Source organism: Flavobacteriaceae bacterium (assembly GCA_014075215.1).
GTDB lineage: Bacteria > Bacteroidota > Bacteroidia > Flavobacteriales > Flavobacteriaceae > Polaribacter.
Map to the genome: position 1 here is coordinate 1,493,144 of CP046177.1, position 22,017 is coordinate 1,515,160.

Consider the following 22,017-nt stretch of genomic DNA (forward strand, 5'->3'; position numbering starts at 1 on the left):
AATAACTGTTTACAACAATGGCTATAAACCACAATTTTTTTTACCAAGTTTTGGCGGAAAGAAGTAATGCTATCTAAAACATAAGCTACGTTTGAAAGCATTAAACTGTCTTTCTTTTTGGGGAATGTTGCTCCAAAGCGCAAAAAGTAATTTTCAAATCCCTCAAAATATGTTTTAAAAGCATTTCCTTCAAAACGGTGAGGTTCGTCCATTATCACAATTGGATTTAAGCGTTTCAAACATTCCAAATATGATTTTGGTGGTTCTTGATTGTTTACAAACAATTCAGGTGTATTTATGTCCTTTTCAAGTGGTCGGTTAAGAATATTGTCTTTGTGGCTAAATGAACTAGGTGTCATTACCAAAACCGATAAATGCGAAGTGCCTATAAATTGTCTAACGGCAGAAATGTTTCCACCCTCGTAAACAAAGGTTTCAATTTCCTTTTCTTTCTCGTTTGCGTAGAAGCTTTTAAAGTAATCTTTGGTGTCTTCTAAGTTTGTTTTTGTTCCTTCACGAATTGGAACAGTTGGAATAAGAACGATAAATTTCTTGTAGCCAAAATTTTTGCTCAGTTCAAAAATGGTTTTGATAAACGTGAACGTTTTTCCCGTTCCCGTTTCCATCATTATGTCAATGTTTTTAGTGTCTTGAACTGAAAAATTGTATTTGTTCTTTTTATGGTGTGCTGTCAGCACCTCGCCAAAATTTTGTTTTTGGCGTAGGCTTTCAAAAAGACTAATAATGTTATTTACGCAGTCCTCTTGGTAATCTTGTATTTCATATTGAAACTGTTTTGTTTCTGTTTTTGTCGTCATTTATCTTATTTCAATTTTCCAAGGCTCAAAGTTACCTTTTCATTGTCGTTTATCTTCGTCCGAGCGTTGGCAAAAAACAGCTCTTTTGGTTTTTTCAGCGTTGGCTTTCGTATCGGCAAAAACCAAATGTGCTATTTGTGCGGTGGGCTTTTTTGTATGTTGCCCAACGATTTAGTATAAGAATAGTAGCGGATTTTTAAGCACTAACTTTTCGGATAAACACAGACCTTATTTATATTTACTTACTTTCATTTTAGCGATAAAACCGCTATTATTTTTATACATTGTTGTAAGCTGGCTTTCCACGTCCTGCTTGGTTTTCCGAGGTTTTAATATTAATTCGGAAGTGAGCGTTGGCAAGACATACTCTTTTGCAATTTTTGGCGTAGCGTTGGCTGGTGCGAATTGCAAATGTGTATGGCTTTTAGCGTTGGCTTTTTGTTCTATTCATAATCAAACTTGCAATAAGTCCAATTCCGACAATCACGTCTACAATGTTCCACATTTCCCTTCCAAGTGCTATTTTAAAAAACGGTTGAAAGAGTAATGTAAGTCCACCGTAAATAATCATTTAGGTATTCCCGCTTTCTTCATTCGCCTTATATGCCAAAATTCCAAATCCGATTAATGCTACAAACCGAACAAATTGATAAAACCCATAAGGCATATCTGATAAACACAGAAAAAATAAAATCGCAAGGATTATTTTAATTATCGGCTGTAAACTCAATTTCATCTGTAAATTCTTCGTGTAAACCATAGTTTTGAAAGTCAATCAAGTATTTCATTTGTTTTGGAAATTGAGTAATAATTGTTTCCTCTGAAATACCTAATTTCGACTTTACCATTTGAAGAAATTTCACTTCGCTATCTTCAATTTTATTATCTGATTCAATAGTTCGAATTAAAACTTCAATTAATAAAAGCTCTTGCTTTTCGTTTAGGTTTAATTGGTTCAATTCGTTCAGATATTCGTTAATTGCTTTCTTTCCGTTTTGTTTTATATAGCTTAAACTTGTTTCAAAAGGTTCTTCAATATCGTAACCCATAAAATAAATTTCGTTATCAGCCATATTCTTAATTTCTGCAATTTCAGACTCATCAATTGAACCATCACAAGCCATTACAGAAATAGCCGATTTTAATAACAAATTTTGAAATGCTTCTGTTTTCATAATCCAAATCCGATTTTAGTTGTTATATCTTCTTTAGAACCTCTTGGTAATAAATCAAGTAGTCCAAAGTTTATTTCTCTCAATCTATCCCAATTTTGACTTTCAATAGCGAAATTACCCGCATCAATAAGACTTTTTGCTTGTGATTGGTCGTTCATTTTTGCTTGGTCATTTAAAAGACTGCCGAAAATTCCTTTTAGAAAATCTGGTGTTCTCCATCTGATTTGTCCAATAATACTGTGAAATTCATCTGATTTTTCTTGAATTTTCAATGGGCTTTTAGTTGCCATAAAAGCACTTTCTTGAGAAACAATGTCGTTAAATGTTTTACGCTCGTGGTCATTTCCTGAATTTTCAATAAGTTCTTCACAAGCTGCTTTCGTTTCGTAGTAATAATCTGTTGCTTTTTGAAGGCGTTTGTTTTTAGTTGCACTATCTATTTTTTGTGCAATTTTTCTTTTCTTATCTTCTAATTGGTATCGTTTGTCAGTTACGTCATCATCAGTAAGGCTTTCAGCTTCATCTTCAACAGCTTCCATTTCCTTTTTGACTTTAGATAAGGCACCTGCGGTTTCGTAATCTTCTTTTTCAGTAGCTAACTCAATTTCTTCATCAAGTTTGGATGATAATTCTGTTACTTGTCCTTTTAGAAGTGTAATGTTTGTATCTCTTTCTTTTGGGTTGAATACATTTTTAAATTCTTGGTCAGACATATTTAAGTATCCTGAAACAGTAACGTCTCTACTTTCAGAAATCATAATTGTAATTTCAAGGTCAGAGCCTTTAGCAATATCTCTTGAAACTTGTTTGCCTGAAATTTCTATTACACCAATAAGTTTATTAGCTTCTGGTAATGATGTTTGTGGTCCTTCATAAACGTTTATCCAAAGTCTGTCAGATTCATTTCCTTTCAAAATTGGTTTGTTAATTTGGAAAGGTTAAAGTTCTTTTTGTTGGAAGAACGGAATTACGTTCAAAAATCAATGCTAATCGTGTTTGACCTGGATTATCGTAATCGTCAACTTCTAAACAAATATCTTCTGGAAGCGGTTGTCCACTAATCCCAAATCCGCTATTAATTCCAATTGGCTCAATATCGGTTTCAATAACATTATTTTGACTATCGAAAACTGTTAAAGTGAAGAAATTATAGGTGTTTTCTACTAATGGTAAATCTTCATTTATTCTTTCTGAAAGTTCTTTTAACCCTGAATCAAAACCACCATCTTGACGGACAATTTTATAAAAAAGTCCATCTGTATTTCCTTTTATTCTCGCTGCAAAAAGTTCGTCCGTTTCCTTTGATGCTTTATTGTAACTTGCTTTGATTGAAATTGCGGATTGTTTTTTCTCCGATTTATCTTTTAAAATATCCTTTTGTTTTGTTGCTGCATAATATGCCGCACCTATAGCAATAGCTGTCGTTGGGTCGATTTCACAGTTTGCAGGTATTTGTAAAACTTCTTCAACACGTTGTCTTACAAAAGGTATAAATGTTGAACCACCAACCATTAAATTAAATTGAACATCATTTGATGTCAATGAATTTCTCGTCAATATGGTTTTAATCATTTCAATTGTTCCGTCAATTGAATCTTTAATTAAGTCATTGAATTCTGATTTGGTAATCGTAATTTCCATATCAATTTCATTGCCTTCTTCATCCTCCATTCTTTCCACGATAATCTCAGCTGATGAAACTGCTGATAATCTAATTTTAGCTTCTTCCGCTTGATTTAAAAGAGAGTAATATTTTGCATTGTATTTTCCTGTTGCACTTTTCATCTGATTTTCTAAATCTTCAAAAGTGTATTGCTCGGAAATTTTAGGAATGATTAATTTTTCTACAATCAATCGGTCAAAATCCGAACCGCCTAAAAAATTATCACCTTCGTGGTCAACAACTTTCATTTCGCCATCTTTGATTCTTACCAAAGCGACATCAAAAGTTCCACCACCTAAATCGTAAACAAGCCAATTTCCGTCAGTAAGTTCTTTTGATTTTTTCATATTGGCGTAAGCCAAACTTGCTGCAATCGGTTCTTGTAATAAAACTACTTGTTTGAAACCTGCTTGTTTACCTGCTTCTTTGGTTGCGTTTGATTGGATTGAGTCAAATGAAGCTGGAATTGTAATTACTACAGATTCCAAAGTATCTCCTGTATTTACAAATGTTTTTAACTCTTTCAAAACTTGTGCAGAAAGGTCGACAGGGGTTTTGGATTCGTTTATTGATTTAATTTGAAAACTTTCAGAAGTTCCCATTTTACGTTTGAATAGACCAACAACATTTTTTGGGTCTCTTTCCAAATATTCTTTAGCTTTGTTGCCGACAACAACTCTGTCTTTTTTATAATAGACTACTGATGGTAATGTAGAACGTCCATAGTCTAAAGGATTATTGAAAACAATTACGTCTCCTTTTACGAATTTTGCAATGGCGGAATTGGTAGTTCCTAAATCTATTCCAATGTTTATTGTGTTTTCCATTCTATATATTTTAATTTTTTGATTCAACGACAACTACACCTTTTCGGGCAATTAAAGTGCTTCCGCCACTTTTATATCGTATGATTGGTTTGATTACTTCTTTGATTACTAAATTTTCGGATGAATTACCTGCGATACTCGCTTCTAAATCTAATCGAGTTTCATTATAAGATTCTCCAATCGGATTATGATAAGTAAAACCTATTTCTGAACTTGTTGAACTTGAAAACAGATTTGTTTCAAATATATCTTTCATTTTATTCAGGTTTCTTGCTATACTATTCGATTCCTCAATATTTTCAAGTTTTCTTTCAATTTCAAAAAGTTGGTCTAATAACTCGAAATATGGTTTGTATTGTTTAAAATTTGTTTCTAACATTTTTATATTTTTTATGCACTTGGTTTGGAAAATGTCCAACCACCTTTTATGCGTTCAATTAATAATGGGTGTCTCGATAACGTTGATTCTGAAGAATCTTTTATACCGCCTTTTTTAACTTGGTTTCCTTCTATAATTTTTCCTACAATCCAACCTGCAACAGCTCCAATAATTCCGCCTATAATAAAGTGTTCTCCTTCTGTTGCTCCACCTATAATTGCTCCTAAAATTAGTAATGCAAAAAACACAAGATAATAGTTGTTGCTTCCTTTCGAGTGAATTTCTTTGCAACTACGGCATCTTGGAATTGTTACATCTGAATATGAAAATTGAACTCTTCTTGGAATATAGCTTCTACTTGTTTCTTTATAAATAGTAGTGTTAATTTCACAACCGTTATCAGGTGCATTGGTTTCACAAAAGTGGCAAACAAGAACACCTTTGTATTTTTTCTCTAATTCTTCAAGTTCGTTTTTGTCTTGTTGAAATTTTGATTTAGCAGATTCATTGACGTTAATTCTTAAAGAGTAATTAATTAAAGCCAAAGCATTCTTAATGTCACTTTGTTTGTTCCAACTCGCAATGGACATACTACGAATAGAATATCCAATCTGCGTTCTAATTTCGTTAGCAAATGAAGGCAAGTTGTTTAGTTCCGCTAAATCAAATGAAGATTTCACAAATGATAAAGCTTCATTTGCTTTTAACGTTTCATTTTCAACATCATCAACTTTGCTTTGAATAGAAATTAGAATTTTTGCCCATTCTTTAATTAATGGTGCATTCTTTTCTTGCTCAATTCTTTCTTCGTGTTTTTTCTTTACAATATTGTAGTTTTTTTCAAAAGTTGGTTTTGAAACACTTTCAATATTTAGTTCGAGCAAATATTCTAATAGAGAAAGTGGAACAGAAGTAGTATTAAATTCATTCCAAATATTTAGTTGTAAGAAGTTTATGGATGCTGCAATTTTGTTTATTTGACTTTGAAAATAAACTGGTAGCTTGTTGAGAAATTCGCTTGGAAATCTCTTTTTTATAAGATTTACGACATCATCAATATTGTCGTCTGTATAATCAGATTCTTCTTCCTTAACTTCTTTTGTGAGTTTGTCCGTCTCTGCGATTCTTTGTTGAATTTCGTTGCCCAAGCTTTTGTAGGCTTTATTCAAATCACTTTTAGAAATAAGGTATTCGGCTCGAAGAGCCGAAGAGAATAATTCTAAATCTTTGTTTTGAAAAGCCTTTAATAATATTTGGTCAATTTTTGCTGAAAAGAAAGGACTTATGAAATCGACAAATTCTGGCAACTTGTAAATGCTCTCTTGTTTAAGGCTGTTTAGAAGTTCGTTACTTCCATTTGCCAAAAACTTATTGAGTTCTAAATTGGTCGATAGGTGCGAGTAAAATTCGATTTTGTTTTTATCTTCTAATTCATCTATTGCTTTTTCGCAATCAGATTTTGTTAGTTTCTGTCCGTTGTATTCATAGAATCCGCTGTCGGATAAATCTATGTCAGCAAATAGTCTTCGCTTGGATTTTTTTATAATACTTGAATCTATTTCGTTGACTTCTTTGTCTTTTAGTTCAAGTATCTCAATAGGGTTTATGTATATCATTTGCCTTTATCTTCTTTCAGTTACTATATAAAATTGCCAACTATAATTCATATTACTTTCCATATTCTCCGTTCCGATATTTGGAATAACTCCTGGTGCAGATGCTCGATAACTATAAGTTCCTGGTGAAAGAGATATTGTCTGTTTTTCGTGTGGATTGAATGTAAATAATTGGGAATTTAGTTTTAGCGTTAAAGTTATATCCGTGTTATTGTAGATTTCAATTTCAGGCTTATATGTTGTTGATTTACCACTTGGTGTAAATATTCCACTCTCATTTTTCTCAACAATATCTCCAAGTTTGATGTAGGATTTATGTATATAGCCTTCTTTGTTTGTTTCAATATCAATAATGTTGACGTAATTGTTTTCGGCAATTGTTGAAACTATAAATATTTGTGTTCCGGGTTTCAAAGATTTTATTATTGAATTTTCTGTGCTCGGTCCTTCTCTAAAATTTACCTGTTTTGTAATCCATCCAAGATAAGATTGACTAAAACCGACCATACTTGTCAGTAGAAATAGTGTAATAAATAATGTTTTTTTCATTCGTTCTTTTTTATTCAATTTTTGTTCGAGCGTTGGCAAAAAACAGCTCTTTTGGTTTTTTAAGCGTTGGCTTTGTGTGTCGGCAAAAACCAAATGTGCTGTTTGTGCGGCTGGCTTTTCAGCTTGCTTAAACGGTCTCGGCTATGCGTAGTTTGGGGTTTTGAAACTATTAACTTTTCAATTAAACACAGACCTTTTTTATTTTTACTTACTTTCGTTTTAGCGATTAAACCGCTATTATTTTTATACATTGTTGGGCGTTCGTACTTTTTTCAGAAGAGTGTCATTTGTTCATTTACACTTTCTTTAATCATTTCTCCAAATTCTTCCCAATGTTCAATTTTCAAGTCGGAAATTCTATCATTTACATTTTCAAATTCATAATTCTCAAACGCTTTTTCAAAGTCAATACGCATTAAAGTATCTTTGTTAATTGACCTTTTTGAATCTGAAAATATTATTGATTTAAGGAATTTCTGAACTAAATCAGAGTTTACTAATAAATGAGCAATCTCTGCCATTTTTAAATTGTCGAATCCAATGAAATAGCAGGTATCGTCAAGCATTATTGTTTTAGAGTCTTCTGGACATACTAAAGTAAAATGTGTTGATTTATAAAGTCCTGAAATAGCAACTTTATATTTAGCAAAAGAATAATCGCCAATGCCAAAAATCGAAAAGTCAGGTTTGTCATTGTAGATAGAAGATTTTCGTTTATCAAAGAATTGTTTTTGTGAACTCAAATATTGATAAGTAAGAGGTAAGGTATCTTTAATATACTTTGTTTCTTGTCCTATTTTTTTTTGAGTAATTATTGTAAGTTTTCTAAAATTGTCGGTTTTATCTGCTTTTAAATCAGAACTTTTGAGTAAACCAAAGACTAATTCTTTTTCGAGATTAAATTCTTTTCCCAATCCATTTATATAATGACCATTTATACGCTCAAATTCCATAACTTTTGAACAGTCGTGTTTTAGGCCTGAACGCCAAGTAAAAATTGATTTTCCATCTACAATACTCGATATGTCATAATCCTTTACTGAGTAAACAAATTTATCTTTGTACCAACCAAAGGTTGTCAAATATTTTTTGCTGTAAAAGTCAAGTTCTTTACAAGTAAAATTTGGTTCTGCATTTAATTGAGTAAGAAACAAGCAAGCGTTTACAGAAACATTAAATTCTTTTTTAGAATCAATGTTTAGTTTTTCGGATTGACTAATTCTAAAATTATTTCTTTTTTGGTCTTGTATAATGTTTTTGACTACAGAATTTTTTATTAAAAAAGCGAAAATACCGTTATGATTTTCAAAACATTTTAGCAACTCAACTGAAATAAATTCTCCGATATCAAAGTTGCCTTTCCCTGTCATAGCATCTAAACCTTTATACTTTTTAAAATTTGATTTTTTAGGCAAATTACTCGAATCAATCGAACCTAATTCTGAGTTGGTAACCCAAGGCGGATTACCAATTATTAAGGTTTTTAAATTTTTAGTAGATTTAGCAAGTCCTGAATAGTTGAAATCAAAAGCGTTTCCGTGAAATATGTCAATTTCAGGTTTGGGATTATTTGGGTATTTTAAAAAGTAATTAAGTACTCCAAATTTTGTTTTCCATATATAAGGTTTGTATATCTCAACACCAACTACTTTTTTTAGGGATTTGAATTGAGCTAATGAAGCAAGAATAAAATTTCCTTTGCCACAAGTTGGCTCTAATATAAACTCTATGTCTTTATTTTTTGCGAATGAATATTTTGAAACGTCAGAAGCTAATGTTTTATTTGTTTGAAAGTCTCCATATTCTCTTCTATCTGGTTCGGAAACAATAGATTGATTTTCAACTAAGTCAATTAATAGTTTAGTAGCTTCTTGTTGAGATGTAAAAAAATTATTAAGACCACTTACTTTTTTTATGACATTATTAATTTTTAGATAATCCGATAAAGCGTTTTGATTCTCTAAAAAAAAATCTAAAGATAAATTCGTAATATGTGCTTCTAAATAGGTCATTTTTCTTTAAAAATCTTTTATCATTTCTCTGATTTGAGCCATTTTTTTTGTTTCCTTATCAATAAATTTTTCGTAAGCTTTTTTCATACCACGAAAAAAACCTTTTAAATCTTGTGTCTTGTCAATTTCTAAAGTACGTGACATTTGAATTACGCCCCAACCTTGTGCTTCAATAGTCAGACAATTCCAACTTATATGTTCTACCGGAACTAATCCTGAATCATTTATAACTTCAATTCCTTTATCTGTTTTTCTGTAATTTACGAAAATAAAAAACAATTGATTGCCATCTTGTTCAAGCCATTTTATTAGTCTTTTGGCAGATATAATATTTGGCGAGTAATTATTTTTATCAACATTATTACTTTTTACATTAACTGGTTTTTGAATATTGTCTTTAAGTAGGAAATCTCCAATTGATTTTTTTGTTCCCTTAGCTGTTGCACCGTGCTTCTTCGCTGTTTCAATTTCTATTAATCTATAATCGTCCATTTTTATTTGTCAAGATTTGGATTCAAAGTTACGGTTTTTCTTGTATGACGCCCAACGTGTTTGTGTATGAGCAGTAGCGGATTTTAAGCAACTACTTCTCGGTAAGCAATATACTCAAATAAACACAAAAACGGTTCGAGTTAGTACTCAAACCGCTATTGCTTATACACGTTGTTGGCATTTCGTTGTTTTTCGATTTCTATTCAAAATGGCTTCATCCAAAGTAGGTGCTTCCATTTTTCTCGTTCTTTTAGAACAAGCGCAATATTAATTCCAAATAAAGCACCAGTTTGTATGAGTTCCCCAATTTCGTCAGCTTCTAAAAACAGATGAAATAAGAATATGTGTAGCGTAATTGGCAACAAAAATAATGCTCCAATAAATCCTGTGCCTTGTAGTATTAATAACAGTCCAAAAAGTAATTCACAAACTCCTAAAACTTGCCAAAAATACCCTGTTTGCTTTGCGCCGTTTATATAAAGTACTTTTTGTAAAGTATTTTCTTTTTCAGGCGATGAAAATTTATTTGCTTTTTCAACAACCTCAATAGGCGTCGGATTTGATTTTGCAAATTTTTGTACGCCACCATAAATCATAAATCCGCCTAAAAATAGACGGAATATGATAAATAAGATATTGATAGATTTTCCCATTATTCAAAAGTTGTTACACCATTGTTTGGTTGATATACATAATTGAATGTGAAATAACGGCTTGCATCAGTAAAAGGGTCTGGTGTTACAGGTGCATTTTCATAATAACTCAAAATCTCAATTTTAGCATATTTATTATCAGCAGTTCTGAAAACTAATATTTTTCCTGCTAACGGTGTTATGGTAAATGTTGCTGAATTATAATTATACCAACCGTTATCACTTCCAGTAGGTATTGCTAATTCAGATTGTGAGTCTTGTGCAAAAAGATTTTCATCTACACTTGTTACACCTGCAAAAGTATTACTGGTAATATATGCTGCTGCATTTCCTGTACGTGTAGGCTCATCTGTAGTTCCTTGTGATTCACCACCATTTACAATAATTGTAGTGCCTCTAAAAGCAATATCCCAATCTGTATCGCTTGTAGTTGTTGCTCCTGTTGAAAAATCAAATTTGGTAAATTCTCCACCTATTGGTTGTCCTTGACCACCAGTTTGTGGTGCGTGTAAATTACTTACTGTTTCTGCCTCAACAGCTAATAATGGTGTAGCATCATCATCATTACTACACGATGTAAACCCTAAAAGGGCTATTGCTACTAATGTTATAGTTTTAATTGTTAATTGTATTTATTATAGTTAAAAATTTATGTTTATTGTTCCGTAAATTATTCTGCCTGCTATGTTGGTAATATTTTGAGGGTCGTTGAAATTTAAAATATTATCTATCCCAAAGCCCAATTTGTAATTTTTGTAAATGGTTTTATTTATAGCAAAATCCCAAATGGTATAACCCTCTACAAATTCATCATAGGTATCTAAATAGGTATTCCCATTGGTGTCAAACAATCCGTATTTGCTTCGGTAGGTTGTTCTTAAATTGGTGTCTAAATTCCACTTTGGTATATTGTAGAATATTTTAAAATTCGCCATATGACGAGAACGATTAAACAACCCAAAATAATCGTCTTTTTGAAGTCTAAACGATGGCGAACTTGGTGTTAATCTTGCAAAAACTTGTCCATCTTCAAAATTCTGTTCTGCTTCTTTATCTTTGGCATATAATAATTGATAGCCTCCCGAAATTGTTATAGTTTCATTGAGTTTATAATTTGCATTAAATTCAAGTCCTTGTGTATAAACTTCATTGACATTATAATAGCTAAACACGTTTTGTCCATTGGTTTTACGTGCTATAACTCGTGTGTCAATAAGGTTTTCAATATCGTTTCTAAAAAGGTTAAGATTTAGTTTAAGATTTGATAAGGATTTTAGGTCTATGCCAAGATTGTAACCAATAGAACTTTCAGGTTTTAAGCCATCATTAAACTCACTAATAGGTACTTCAATACTTAATAATTGTCCATCAGCATCTAATTGTGGGATACGTGTAGAAACTGCGTTATAACCCAAAACCGTATAGCCAACGGTTGCATTGGTAAAATCGAAATACAACTGTCTAAAATCAGGTGTTTTAAAACCATAACCTATTGAACCTTTTAAAGCAATCTTATCATTCAATTTATATCGTATAACACCTTTAGGACTAAACTGTGATTGATACTCGCTATGGTCGTCAAAACGTGCGCCTAAAATGACATTTAGTTTCTCCGTTATATTTCCATCATATTGTGCATAGATGTAAGGCGAATTAAATTCAGGTGTACCAAAAAAATCAGTACGTTTTAATCGCTCGTGCGTTAAACCTATACCTGCAATAAAGGCATTGTTCTCATTTAATTTATAAGTGGTTCTAAACTCTGGTCTTATAAAGCGTTGGTCAAAATCACTTTGTGAAAATGAATTGCCTACATCGTCATTTAAAAACTCTTCTGCTTTGTATTGTGTTGCATAAAACTCTAAATAACTGCTCCATTTTTTATTAAAGGTGTGGTCTAACTTTAAAAGTGTGTTCCACTCGTTAATTTCACTTTCGCCTTTTAAAGTTTCAGAAGCAACGTTATCTTGATTTTGATGGTAAAAACGTCCAGAGAATAATAATTTTGTGTTTTCAGAAAAATCATAAGTCAGTTTGCTGTTTAACGTGTAATTTCTAAAAGGTTCAACAGTATTTACAGCATCTGTATCAACTAAATCATAACCGTTACTACTAAAACGGTTTACAAAAGTATTAACACCTAATTTGTTCTTTTTATAATTAATATTGGTGCTTACATCGTGCGTCCCAAATGAGCCTCCTCTATAATTCACATCGCCTTTAAAACCGTTTTTTGGACTTTCGGTTATGATATTAATTACGCCACCTAAAGCCTCATTTCCGTATAAACTTGATGATGCACCTTTAATGATTTCAATCTGTTTAATATTTCCAACACTAACACGGCTTAAATCTAAAGTGCCTGCGCTACGTCCTACAAGTGGTACACCATCAATTAAAACTAAAGTGTATTGGCTGTCTAAACCTTGTAACTGGATTCCCTCGCCACCACCGAAATCAGGTACAGTTATTAATCCTGTTTGTTCGTTTAATATATCTGACAATCGAATTGAATTAACCGCTTGTATTTCTTTTTTAGACACTAATTTAGCAGGCAAAGGCAAAGAAGATAATTGTCTTTTGGTACGTGTGGCAGATATAATAACTTCGCCTAATTCTTCAACTTTAGTAGAATCTTTTTTTACTGTTTCTTTCTTTTGTGAAAACGTATAATTAGCACAAAGTAATAAAAGGTAAACAGTAACTAATTTGGTTGGAATACGCATCGGTTTAATTTAAAATTAAAGTGTATTCAATCTCATCAACAGATAAGATTTGTTCTGACTTTTTTTGGCTGAAAAACAAGGATTTGAAGGCGTTAAATTCAACCTTATCAAAAATCAATATTAAGTTTTCTTGACAGGTAGGAATTGGAATTTTACGTTTTATAGTTGTGTTTTCAAATTGTGAATCCCAATACTTAACATCAATATCTTTTATACGTTTTCTTAATGTCTTAATCTGCTTGTAGTTTAATATGAAATGAAAATTGGTAAATAAGACGTGGTATCTTTTACAAGTACTACAATGATATATTTCGCCATATTTATTTTTAACTACCATATCTAATTTTTTGCACATTTTTTATTTGTAATTATTCTAAATAAGAATATATTTGTGGCAAATATAAAAACTATTTATATTTAATCTAAATAAAAATAATAAATTTTTAAAATTAATTTAATGATGAAAAAATTAGTGTTCGTAGTGCTTACGGCTGTATTTACATTAAGTGTAAATGCGCAAAACAAAAAGGAAAAAGACCAAAAAGCCATAAAAAATATGTGTGGTTGTTATGAGGTGGGTTTTAACTTTGCAGAAACATTTAGTTACTCAAAAGACACAACTTATCAGGCCTCAAAAGTTAAACACGATAAAGCTTTAGAATGGGTACAATTAGTTGAAGATAAAGACAACAAAATAGTAATGCAACATCTTTTGATTGTTGGTAAACCTACCAAACCACATATTATAAAACATTGGCGACAAGATTGGCTTTTTGAAAACACAGACTTTTATATGTTTGATGCTAACAACAAATGGAATTTTGTACAGGAACCTAAAAGCGTAGTTGCTGGACAATGGTCGCAAAAAGTTTATCAAGTAGATGATAGTCCACGTTATGAAGGTTCTGCAACTTGGGTTCACGTAGATGGTAAGAGTTATTGGGAAAACACTACAGACGCACCTTTACCAAGACGAGAATATACCAAAAGGCAAGACTATGATGTTACCATTAGAACTAACAGACACGAAATAACAAAAGATGGTTGGATTCACGACCAAGATAATGACAAGGTTATTCGTAAAGATGGCGAAGCAGATTTTATTTTAGCACAAGAAAAAGGTCTAAATACTTATATTAAGGTTGATGATTCTAAATGCAAATCTGCACAAGATTGGTGGAAAGAAAATACAAAGATGTGGAAATTAGTAAGAAATAATTGGGATAACGTTTTTGCTAAAAACAAAAATTTAGAATTAAATCATAAAGTAGAAGACAAAAGATTATATCAATATTTATTTGATTTAGAGCCTACAACTAAAAACAAAGAAATTAAAAAGATTATTACAAATTTTGTGAAGTAATAGTATATTATTTGATTAGTTTGAAAGCCTCTTAATTGAGGTTTTTTTTGTTATAATTCCAATTCCGCAAACTTGCTCATCAATGAATGTCAACGGTTTGTATAAGCCCCGTTTTCAATGGGGCTTATACTTTGTTATGGGCATGTTTATTACTAATGTCGTTTTTTTTGTAATACTATCTTTCACAATAAAAAAATTAGTGACCTTTACAGTATCTAAAATTTTTTTTGCTATATTATTTGGATAATACTTGTTCTTATAATAAATATAATCTGTTCTATATCCAAGTGTCGGGTATAATATATTTTTTAATTTTTTATTGAATATTCTTTTCTGGTTTGAATGATATGCAGGTAAAAGATAAAACTTTTTAATATTAAAGGTTGAAAATTGAGTAGTATCAATTTTAAATTCTTTATTTAAAGTATCTTTTGTCTGAGAAAAAGAATTACAAAAGGACATTACAATAAAAATTAGAGAAAGATAATTAACAGTCAATATATTTATGTTATTCGTTTTTATGCCCATGGTCCACAATCATTTGATATAACTTGGGCGGTTGGACTTGCTGGGACAAATAAAAACCAAATATCAGTACCTGCATAATAATAAAAAGCCCCAGCAATAAAGCAACCATCATAAAAGAAAAAACCTCTTCTTGTTTCAATTTCTGGCACTCTTTTATCAGTTCTATAACTTTTTTCCAGATTTTCACTTTTTAGTACTAAGCCAAAAGAAATTTCCCCAGTTTCTTTATTTTTAACATTCTCTAATAGGGTCAATTTTTCGTCATCAAAAAGAACTTCATCTGTTAAAATATCAATTTTAACTTCAATAGTCTCAATTATTTTGTGTTTTTCTTTAGAGTTTTTGTTTTCTAATTTCTCTAAAAACTTCAAGTTATAAGTTGTGTACCCTTGATTAACTATTTCCTCTTCATCACAAGAGTTGATAAAAATTGTTATAATAATTAGAATTATAAATTTTAGATTTTTCATTGTTATTTAATTTTCTAATTCACGCCTCAATCTTTATTTTAGGAGTATTGAAACGATTTGCATTATTGCCCCCAAAGAAACCCTTGCTTCTTTAGTTTCTCCCACTATGGTCAATTCAGTTTTTGTTTTCTATTTCATTTTTTCTCCCGAGCAGAAAACTTTTTCTCAGGTGTGATTAAACTTAGTTCGCTCAAATGTCTCGTCCTAAAATAGGGCTACAGTTAATTATTAAAATTTATGCTACATTTTTGTGCACGTAATTAGGTGTTTTATAATCTAAAGATAAATGTAATCTTTTATTATTATATAATTTGATTGCATTTTTTGTTGCTTTTTTGGCGTGATTGATATTTGTAAATGTTTGGTCGAGGAAGAATTCATCTTTTAAAATTCCGTTAACTCTTTCGGCCATTGCGTTTTCGTAGCAATGATTTTCTTGGGTCATACTGATTTGTATCTTTTTTCTTTTCAAAATTTGAGTATAAACATTGCTACAATATTGTATTCCTCTATCAGAATGATGTATGATTTCTTCGGTATTTTTAGTTTGATAAATAGCTTTATTTAAAGCTCTAACACAGCCTTTAAGTTCTAAACTATCACTAATATCATAGCCTACTATTTTTCTTGAATACATATCAGTAATAAGTGCTAAATAACAAAATCCATTTATAGTTCTTATATAGGTAATATCCGAAGCCCAAACTTGGTTAGGTCTATTAATGATCAGGTCTTTTATGATATTTTTATATTTATAAAAACGATGGTAAGAGTTGGTTGTTTTAGAAGAATATTTTTTCCTTCTAATTAACAAATTATTTTCTTTTAAGATTCTAAATAACTGGTCTCTACCTATATTTATATTCTGTTTCCTAAAATCATTATGTAAGGATTTCATTAGCTTTCTAGTACCTTCTCTGGGTAATGTTTTCCTGCTTTTTTTAACAAGCATTATTACATTTTGTTCTATTTGTTTTTTAAGAACAAACCTTTTTTGATATTTGTAATAAGCATCTCTTTTTAACTCGAAAGCATTACAAATAGTAGCGATGGCGTACCTTCTTTTTTTTCTATTAATCGGTGCTATTTTCATTAAGGCTTTATGTTTAAGTTTTTTTTTAATTCTTCAACATTTTTATAGCCAAGATTTTCAGCAGCTACTTCAAGATAACTATCATTCACAAGTTTATCTAGATCCTTTTTAATAAGAAGATCTTTGAGTTGTTTTAGCTCTTTTTGAAGGGCTTTAATACGGGATAATTCGTCGTCTGTTTGCACGGTTACACGGGTGTTCATTAAATCTTTACGGTCATATTTTTTAATCCATACGTTTATCGTACTAGATTGTATGCCGTAAGTTAAGGCAATTTGTCTTTTGGAATGGTTTCCTTTGGTAAGTTCTGCTAATACTTTGAGTTTAAAACTCTCACTATAACGTCTTACATATCCATCATTTTTATACATATACTTGTTGTTTTTTGTATACATATTTCAGGACGGGTCACTAAAGTTAGTAAATAAAACACAGATTTAAAGTCTGCGATAACTTTCGTAAATTGGCTAAAACCAGCAATTAATTTTATACGTTGTTAGCCACAGGGCTTTTTCGTTCAGATTGACTTTCAAATTATTCAGTTTGTCTTTTTATTTCAATGTAACAAGCTCTTTTGCAATTTTTGGCTTTAGCTTTGGCTGGTGCGAATTGCAAATGTGCTTGTGGTAATTTATTAAATATTTTGTTACTCTTTATTAGGTGTAAAAAATAATACGATTAACTAAATATAAATAAATATCGGTAGGTATTGGATTTGGTTTAATGAATACTGATAACCTTGCTTCTCCATACCTTTTCTTATTTTCATCTACTAATACAAAGTAAGTAATGTTACCTGATGATATTTCATATTCAGGTTTAAAAAAATCTGAATCAAAAGTTATGTAGTCTTGCTTATAATTACTTATTTGAAACATTTTTTTAAGAAGTTCATTATCTTTTTTATAGATTTTTTTTTCTCTTTTACTATTATTAGATTCAGTATCTATGTAGTATTCCTCATAAATGTCATTTTTCTCTATGATTACTAAAAAATTTATAGAGGTCAGTAGTTAGTTACATATAATTTCACTTTGATAAATTTTATCACTCATGACCATTTTAGTTATTAAGTTATTGAATATTGTGTTTTTGTTTTGCGAGCGATTAATTCTAAAACAAAACTCATTAAAGTATCGGTTTAGATTAAACTCACTTACCCAAGAATAAGTTGTCCTAATCCATGATTTTATTTGATGAATCATCGTATGTAAGGCTTTAAAGTTTAATCCTTTGTCGCTATCAATCTGGGTAATGTTATAGGCTTTTGCAATAGGCCTGTAGCCTTTCCATTTGTGAGTGATTACTTGAGCCTTTCTATCAATATGCTTAATGAACATATATTGCAACGATTGTGCAGAAAAATCTTTGATGTTTAAAGCATACATACGCTTTACTTTGCCCTGGTCTGTGAACTCAACAGCAGTAATAGCCTTCTTTTTCTTAGCATCATAACTACGACCTATCTTGTTTTGCTCATAACCACCCAACACAAATTCATCAACCTGTACATGACCATCCATAGGGTTATTTTCACTAGAAGCCATAGCTTCTCTTACTTTAAGCATAAACAATCGTGCTGTCTTTTCTGTAATACCATAGCGTACACCCATTTGTGTAGCTGATAAACTCTTGGTGGTAGTTGCCATTTCAAAACAGATAAAAAAGGCTTTTCGTACACCAAATCGCACTCTGTGAAAAATGGTGTTAGCCGTTGGGCTTTCTGTATCACCACATTTATTGCATGTTCTTGAAAAGTTCTTACGTACTTGGTAACTGGTATTACCACATTTACGACATACATAACCCTCTTTCCACTTGATTTGACCTAGATAGATATGCTTTGCAATCTACATCTGTTTTAAAGCGTTCAGCGAACTCTAAAAGGTTTTGACCCTTGAAAATTTCCATAAAATCCCTATTTTTATTGACATACAAGTTATGAAATTATCTACTGACCTCTAAAAATTTTTATCTGAAACAGAAAATATAATGTATTTATTATTTTCTGTTTCATTTTTTAAATTATTATCTATGAATAATTCAGCTTTTTGTCGACTAATTTTTCCTGCTTCATCAATTTTTTGAGAGCAAGCCGTAATTGAAAAAAGACATATAATTCCAAATATTATTCTTTTTATTGTTTTCATATTCGCTTTAGTTTTTTATGGTTGGTAGAGCTTGAGGACTTTTAACAACACCACCAGCGTGACCTGAACCTGTTCTTTGTCCAGTTATACCTAATACTCTTCTAATTAAATTTTCAGTTCTTATTGCATTGGTATTATTATGAACTGGTGAAACCTTTCTACCACTGGTGAAACCTTTCTACCACTGGTGAAACCTTTCTACCACTGGCTAATCCGTGACCAAGAATTTCGTGACCTGTATCTATTTCTCTTCTTCCTGATACTGAATAGCTAACACCTGTTCCTTCTAAAATAACTGAATGAGAGCCTTTTGCAGTCGGCAAGTTAAGACCGCTTCCTCCAGTTGCTTTAACATCTTTTCCTGTTCTTGATTGAGAAGAAAGATTTGATGGTACAGGAATGCCATTATCTGTATATAATTTTGAGAACATTTCGTTGATACCTTTTGTTGCACCTGATGAAAGATTATCTCCAACTTCTGCGAATTCAACCATATGAACTGAATTCGAATTAATTGCTCCTGTAATTTGCTCCGCTATTGCCAAATCATCGCCACTCAATCCTGAAAGAGCGTCAGTTAAAGCACCAGAATCAATTTTATCAAAGGATTTTTTGTTGTTTTTCTTTCCTCTTGTAAGTAAAGCTCTTACTCCGTCAAATTTTGAGTCTGCAAGAATTTTGTTAAAATCTTGATGAACTTTTTTGGCATCATCTTTAGTTACACCGATTACATCTTCAGGTGCTAAACCTGTTGGGTCTATATATACTATTGGGTTGTTTTTTACAAAATTATAAGGCGACCAACTTGGAAATTCATCACTTAATGGGTCAGGACTAAACCAACGACTTACAATTTCAGGTCTTAAAGTAGCTTCGGAATATTTTGTTTCTTCTTGTGAATAACCATTAATTGCTTTTTTCTTTACGTGAAACGTAAAAGAACCAATTTTAACAATGCTATCTAAATCGTGAAATTCTAAATATTTACCTTTACTTAATGTTGCAATTTTGGGTTTATAACCAAATTCTTTGAAAGGATTTCCTGCTTGAATGTTGCGTTCTCTTTTTTCTTTTTCTTGTGAAAAAGAAAGACTAATAGAACAAAGCAATACAATAAATAAAAGTAGTTTTTTCATTGTTAGTTGGTTTTAGTGTTAAAGGTATTAATTTTTCTGTTTGAATATTTTTGTTTTTCCTCTTTTAAAGAAACAAGCCAATCTAAATACATTTCTTCTGGCATTTGACGATAACCGAGTTTGTGTATTACTGCTAATTCTTTTTCTATTTCTTTAAAAATAGCGTGTGTTTTGGGATATTTTCTTACACTTCTAAAATCTGTATTGTAGCTAAATAAAATATTTTCTATTTGTTTTCCTTTGGCTTCTGTTTTTAAAATCATAGCATTTACGTAGTTTGGAAAATATTCGAGTGCTTTATTTGCACATTTTATTACAAAATCTAAATCATAAAATTCTGCTTTTTGATAACCTTGTGCTAAATCTACCAAACAAAGTGCAATGTTTTCTTTTTCTGTTAAAGCTTTCATATAAACGCCATTTCTAATTGCATCTAAATGCACATATCCCGAAGCCATTATCCACGCATCTATTGGAAAGATACCACTTGTTAATTCTGTGTTGTACCAACCATTTTTTATACTTCTATGTTTAATATATATATGATTTGGTGACAAAGATAAGTTGGCAACAATACCTAATTCTTCCGCAATAATTTTATATAAATATGGTAAAGAATGACAGTTTCCTTTATGTGTATCAATAAGCTTTTTTACAAACATTTGTGACCAATTTTTATGACCAAAAGGGTCTTCAAAGTCATATGAAAAAGGTGTCCAAGCAAAGTTTTTACTATCAAGTTGAATTTCTAAACTATCAGTCATAACCTTATAGAGAGAAGCATATTTCTCAACTATATGTTTGTCTTTTTCATTATACTCTTTTAGTTCATTTGCATTTTTTACTGCTTTGGTTAAGTTAGTTAAAACTTTTATTGCATTATTATAATAAATTGTATCTAATTGACCTTCTAAATAAGCGTTTTCAACTGTAAAAACTGCTTTCTTAAAATTTATAGGTTTTTTTTCTTCTAACATTTCTGAAAGCGTTGTAAACGCTTCATCATATAAATATTGATTGTTTTGTGCTGAAAGCACAAAACAATTAAATATTAAAAAGAGTAGTAGTGGTTTACGCATTGATTAGTTTTTAAATGTTTTTTTAAGTTTGATGTTAAATTGCTTTTTCATATCCTCACTATCTTGTTTTTGTTTTGTTTCTTTTAGTGAAGCTAACCAATTTTGGTAGGCTTCTGCAGACATAAATTCAAAGCCTAAATCATCTACTTTATTATATTGAGTATTTACATTGTTTAATAATTTTATAATATTTGGATAGTTGCGAATATTTTGTAAATCGTTTCTATTTCTTGGATTGATGCCAACTTGTTTGGCAACATACTCAAATTGAATGGTTAAATAATTCGAGTTCATTTGATTTGCAGAAATACTATTAGGATATAATTCTAATGCTTTGTCTATAACTTTTTTAACAAATGGGTTATAACCAAATTTACGAGCGTAACCTTGTGCAAAATCAGAATACAGTTGCGATAGCAACTGTTTTTCTGTCATTTGTTGCATATAGATTCCGTTTTGTAACGCTTCTGATTTTATAAAACCCGATTGTAAAATCATAGATTCTGTTGTAAACATTCCATTTGTTAATTCTACATTGTACCAATTTTCTTCCTCGTCTTTAAATTTGATGTATGAATGATTAGGCGATAAAGATAAAAATGCTTCTGCACCAATTTCTTCTGCGAGAATTAAATACAATCTTGGTAAAGAATTACATTGTCCTTTTCCTGTGGCTAATAATTTTGATACAAACATTTTAGACCAATCTTTAATACCTAAATAATCTTCAAAGTCGTACTTGAAAGGTAAATGTTTTAAATCTTTAGATTTAATTTGCAAAGTGTCCGAAAAGAATTGAAAGAGCATAAAGTTTTTAGCCAAGTTTCGGTTTTGGTCGTAACCCAATTCGTCCATTTTCTCACGCAAGAAGTTTCCTGTTTGTTTTATGACTTTTTCAAATTCAGCATAATTCTGTTGTTCCTCAAAGTAAGCGTTTTCGATTATGAATGTTGCTTTTTTAATAGAAAAGCTGTCTGCTTTCATTTCCGCTAATTGCTCAAAAGCTTTTCGGTAATGCTTTGTACTTTCAATATTGCTATAACTTGGCAAAGAGTAGTTAATTCGGTCAGCGTTTAATTCCGCATAGATTTTTTTCAGTTCGTTTTCTTGTTGTAAAACTCGTTTTCGGTCTTGTTCGTAAATACTCATTCCGTTTGGTTGAGAAGTGGGAAAATTTGTATTCGCTAAATTAATTTTCGGAACGTTAGTTTTAGGAAGTCCTAAATTCGGTTTAATAACTTGGAAATTTGCAACTGTTGGTGTTTTCGGCAATTTCACTTGGCAATAA

The 22,017-nt window shown here is 30.9% G+C and carries 20 protein-coding genes and 2 pseudogenes; 1 reads left to right on the forward strand and 21 read right to left on the reverse strand.

What is annotated here, in order from left to right; all coding sequences use genetic code 11:
* Nucleotides 1-23 precede the first annotated feature (23 nt).
* The 13 genes and pseudogenes from GKR88_07485 to GKR88_07545 form a co-directional block, all read right to left on the reverse strand.
* A pseudogene (locus GKR88_07485) lies at nucleotides 24-818 on the reverse strand (DEAD/DEAH box helicase).
* A gap of 707 nt (nucleotides 819-1,525) precedes the next feature.
* Complete coding sequence (locus tag GKR88_07490; GenBank protein ID QMU64143.1) at nucleotides 1,526-1,993, reverse strand: hypothetical protein; 468 nt, start codon at nucleotides 1,991-1,993, stop codon at nucleotides 1,526-1,528.
* Nucleotides 1,990-2,907 carry a hypothetical protein gene (locus GKR88_07495; protein QMU64144.1) on the reverse strand — a complete coding sequence of 306 codons (918 nt, stop codon included), beginning with the start codon at nucleotides 2,905-2,907 and terminating at the stop codon, nucleotides 1,990-1,992. The genes GKR88_07490 and GKR88_07495 overlap by 4 nt, the downstream gene beginning before the upstream one ends.
* 10 nt (nucleotides 2,908-2,917) lie before the next feature.
* Complete coding sequence (locus GKR88_07500; protein ID QMU64145.1) at nucleotides 2,918-4,483, reverse strand: Hsp70 family protein; 1,566 nt, start codon at nucleotides 4,481-4,483, stop codon at nucleotides 2,918-2,920.
* Between the two features lie 10 nt (nucleotides 4,484-4,493).
* A complete protein-coding gene (locus tag GKR88_07505) occupies nucleotides 4,494-4,862 on the reverse strand; it encodes a hypothetical protein (GenBank protein QMU64146.1) in 369 nt (122 codons plus the stop codon).
* Between the two features lie 11 nt (nucleotides 4,863-4,873).
* Nucleotides 4,874-6,478, reverse strand: coding sequence for a hypothetical protein (locus tag GKR88_07510; GenBank protein QMU64147.1), 1,605 nt, complete (start codon nucleotides 6,476-6,478; stop codon nucleotides 4,874-4,876).
* A 6-nt stretch (nucleotides 6,479-6,484) separates the two neighbouring features.
* Nucleotides 6,485-7,027: a hypothetical protein gene (locus GKR88_07515; protein ID QMU64148.1), complete on the reverse strand. Its 543-nt coding sequence runs from the start codon at nucleotides 7,025-7,027 to the stop codon at nucleotides 6,485-6,487.
* Between the two features lie 59 nt (nucleotides 7,028-7,086).
* Nucleotides 7,087-7,278 carry a hypothetical protein gene (locus tag GKR88_07520; GenBank protein QMU64149.1) on the reverse strand — a complete coding sequence of 64 codons (192 nt, stop codon included), beginning with the start codon at nucleotides 7,276-7,278 and terminating at the stop codon, nucleotides 7,087-7,089.
* A gap of 21 nt (nucleotides 7,279-7,299) precedes the next feature.
* A complete protein-coding gene (locus GKR88_07525) occupies nucleotides 7,300-9,039 on the reverse strand; it encodes a hypothetical protein (protein ID QMU64150.1) in 1,740 nt (579 codons plus the stop codon).
* 6 nt (nucleotides 9,040-9,045) lie between these two features.
* The gene (locus tag GKR88_07530; GenBank protein ID QMU64151.1) at nucleotides 9,046-9,531 is read right to left on the reverse strand and encodes a hypothetical protein; all 486 of its coding nucleotides are present in this window, start codon (nucleotides 9,529-9,531) and stop codon (nucleotides 9,046-9,048) included.
* A 203-nt stretch (nucleotides 9,532-9,734) separates the two neighbouring features.
* The gene (locus tag GKR88_07535) at nucleotides 9,735-10,184 is read right to left on the reverse strand and encodes a DoxX family membrane protein (GenBank protein QMU64152.1); all 450 of its coding nucleotides are present in this window, start codon (nucleotides 10,182-10,184) and stop codon (nucleotides 9,735-9,737) included.
* A complete protein-coding gene (locus GKR88_07540; protein ID QMU66666.1) occupies nucleotides 10,184-10,804 on the reverse strand; it encodes a hypothetical protein in 621 nt (206 codons plus the stop codon). The genes GKR88_07535 and GKR88_07540 overlap by 1 nt, the downstream gene beginning before the upstream one ends.
* A gap of 21 nt (nucleotides 10,805-10,825) precedes the next feature.
* On the reverse strand, nucleotides 10,826-12,910 hold the full coding sequence (locus tag GKR88_07545; protein QMU64153.1) for a TonB-dependent receptor: 2,085 nt from the start codon (nucleotides 12,908-12,910) through the stop codon (nucleotides 10,826-10,828).
* A gap of 460 nt (nucleotides 12,911-13,370) precedes the next feature.
* On the opposite strand from GKR88_07545, the gene GKR88_07550 reads away from it, so the two are divergent.
* Nucleotides 13,371-14,273 carry a hypothetical protein gene (locus GKR88_07550; GenBank protein ID QMU66667.1) on the forward strand — a complete coding sequence of 301 codons (903 nt, stop codon included), beginning with the start codon at nucleotides 13,371-13,373 and terminating at the stop codon, nucleotides 14,271-14,273.
* 518 nt (nucleotides 14,274-14,791) lie between these two features.
* Here GKR88_07550 and GKR88_07555 read toward each other — a convergent pair.
* The 8 genes and pseudogenes from GKR88_07555 to GKR88_07590 form a co-directional block, all read right to left on the reverse strand.
* Nucleotides 14,792-15,271 carry a hypothetical protein gene (locus tag GKR88_07555; GenBank protein QMU64154.1) on the reverse strand — a complete coding sequence of 160 codons (480 nt, stop codon included), beginning with the start codon at nucleotides 15,269-15,271 and terminating at the stop codon, nucleotides 14,792-14,794.
* 235 nt (nucleotides 15,272-15,506) lie between these two features.
* Entirely contained in the window at nucleotides 15,507-16,364 is an 858-nt protein-coding gene (locus GKR88_07560; protein ID QMU64155.1) for an IS3 family transposase, read from the reverse strand.
* Nucleotides 16,364-16,735, reverse strand: coding sequence for a transposase (locus tag GKR88_07565; GenBank protein ID QMU64156.1), 372 nt, complete (start codon nucleotides 16,733-16,735; stop codon nucleotides 16,364-16,366). The genes GKR88_07560 and GKR88_07565 overlap by 1 nt, the downstream gene beginning before the upstream one ends.
* Before the next feature lie 642 nt (nucleotides 16,736-17,377).
* Nucleotides 17,378-18,275, reverse strand: a pseudogene (locus GKR88_07570) (IS1595 family transposase).
* 50 nt (nucleotides 18,276-18,325) lie between these two features.
* A complete protein-coding gene (locus GKR88_07575; GenBank protein QMU64157.1) occupies nucleotides 18,326-18,514 on the reverse strand; it encodes a hypothetical protein in 189 nt (62 codons plus the stop codon).
* A 158-nt stretch (nucleotides 18,515-18,672) separates the two neighbouring features.
* Entirely contained in the window at nucleotides 18,673-19,650 is a 978-nt protein-coding gene (locus GKR88_07580; GenBank protein QMU64158.1) for a hypothetical protein, read from the reverse strand.
* Between the two features lie 2 nt (nucleotides 19,651-19,652).
* Nucleotides 19,653-20,729, reverse strand: a complete 1,077-nt coding sequence (locus GKR88_07585) for a hypothetical protein (protein QMU64159.1) — start codon at nucleotides 20,727-20,729, stop codon at nucleotides 19,653-19,655.
* A 3-nt stretch (nucleotides 20,730-20,732) separates the two neighbouring features.
* Nucleotides 20,733-21,878: a hypothetical protein gene (locus GKR88_07590; protein QMU64160.1), complete on the reverse strand. Its 1,146-nt coding sequence runs from the start codon at nucleotides 21,876-21,878 to the stop codon at nucleotides 20,733-20,735.
* Nucleotides 21,879-22,017 lie beyond the last annotated feature (139 nt).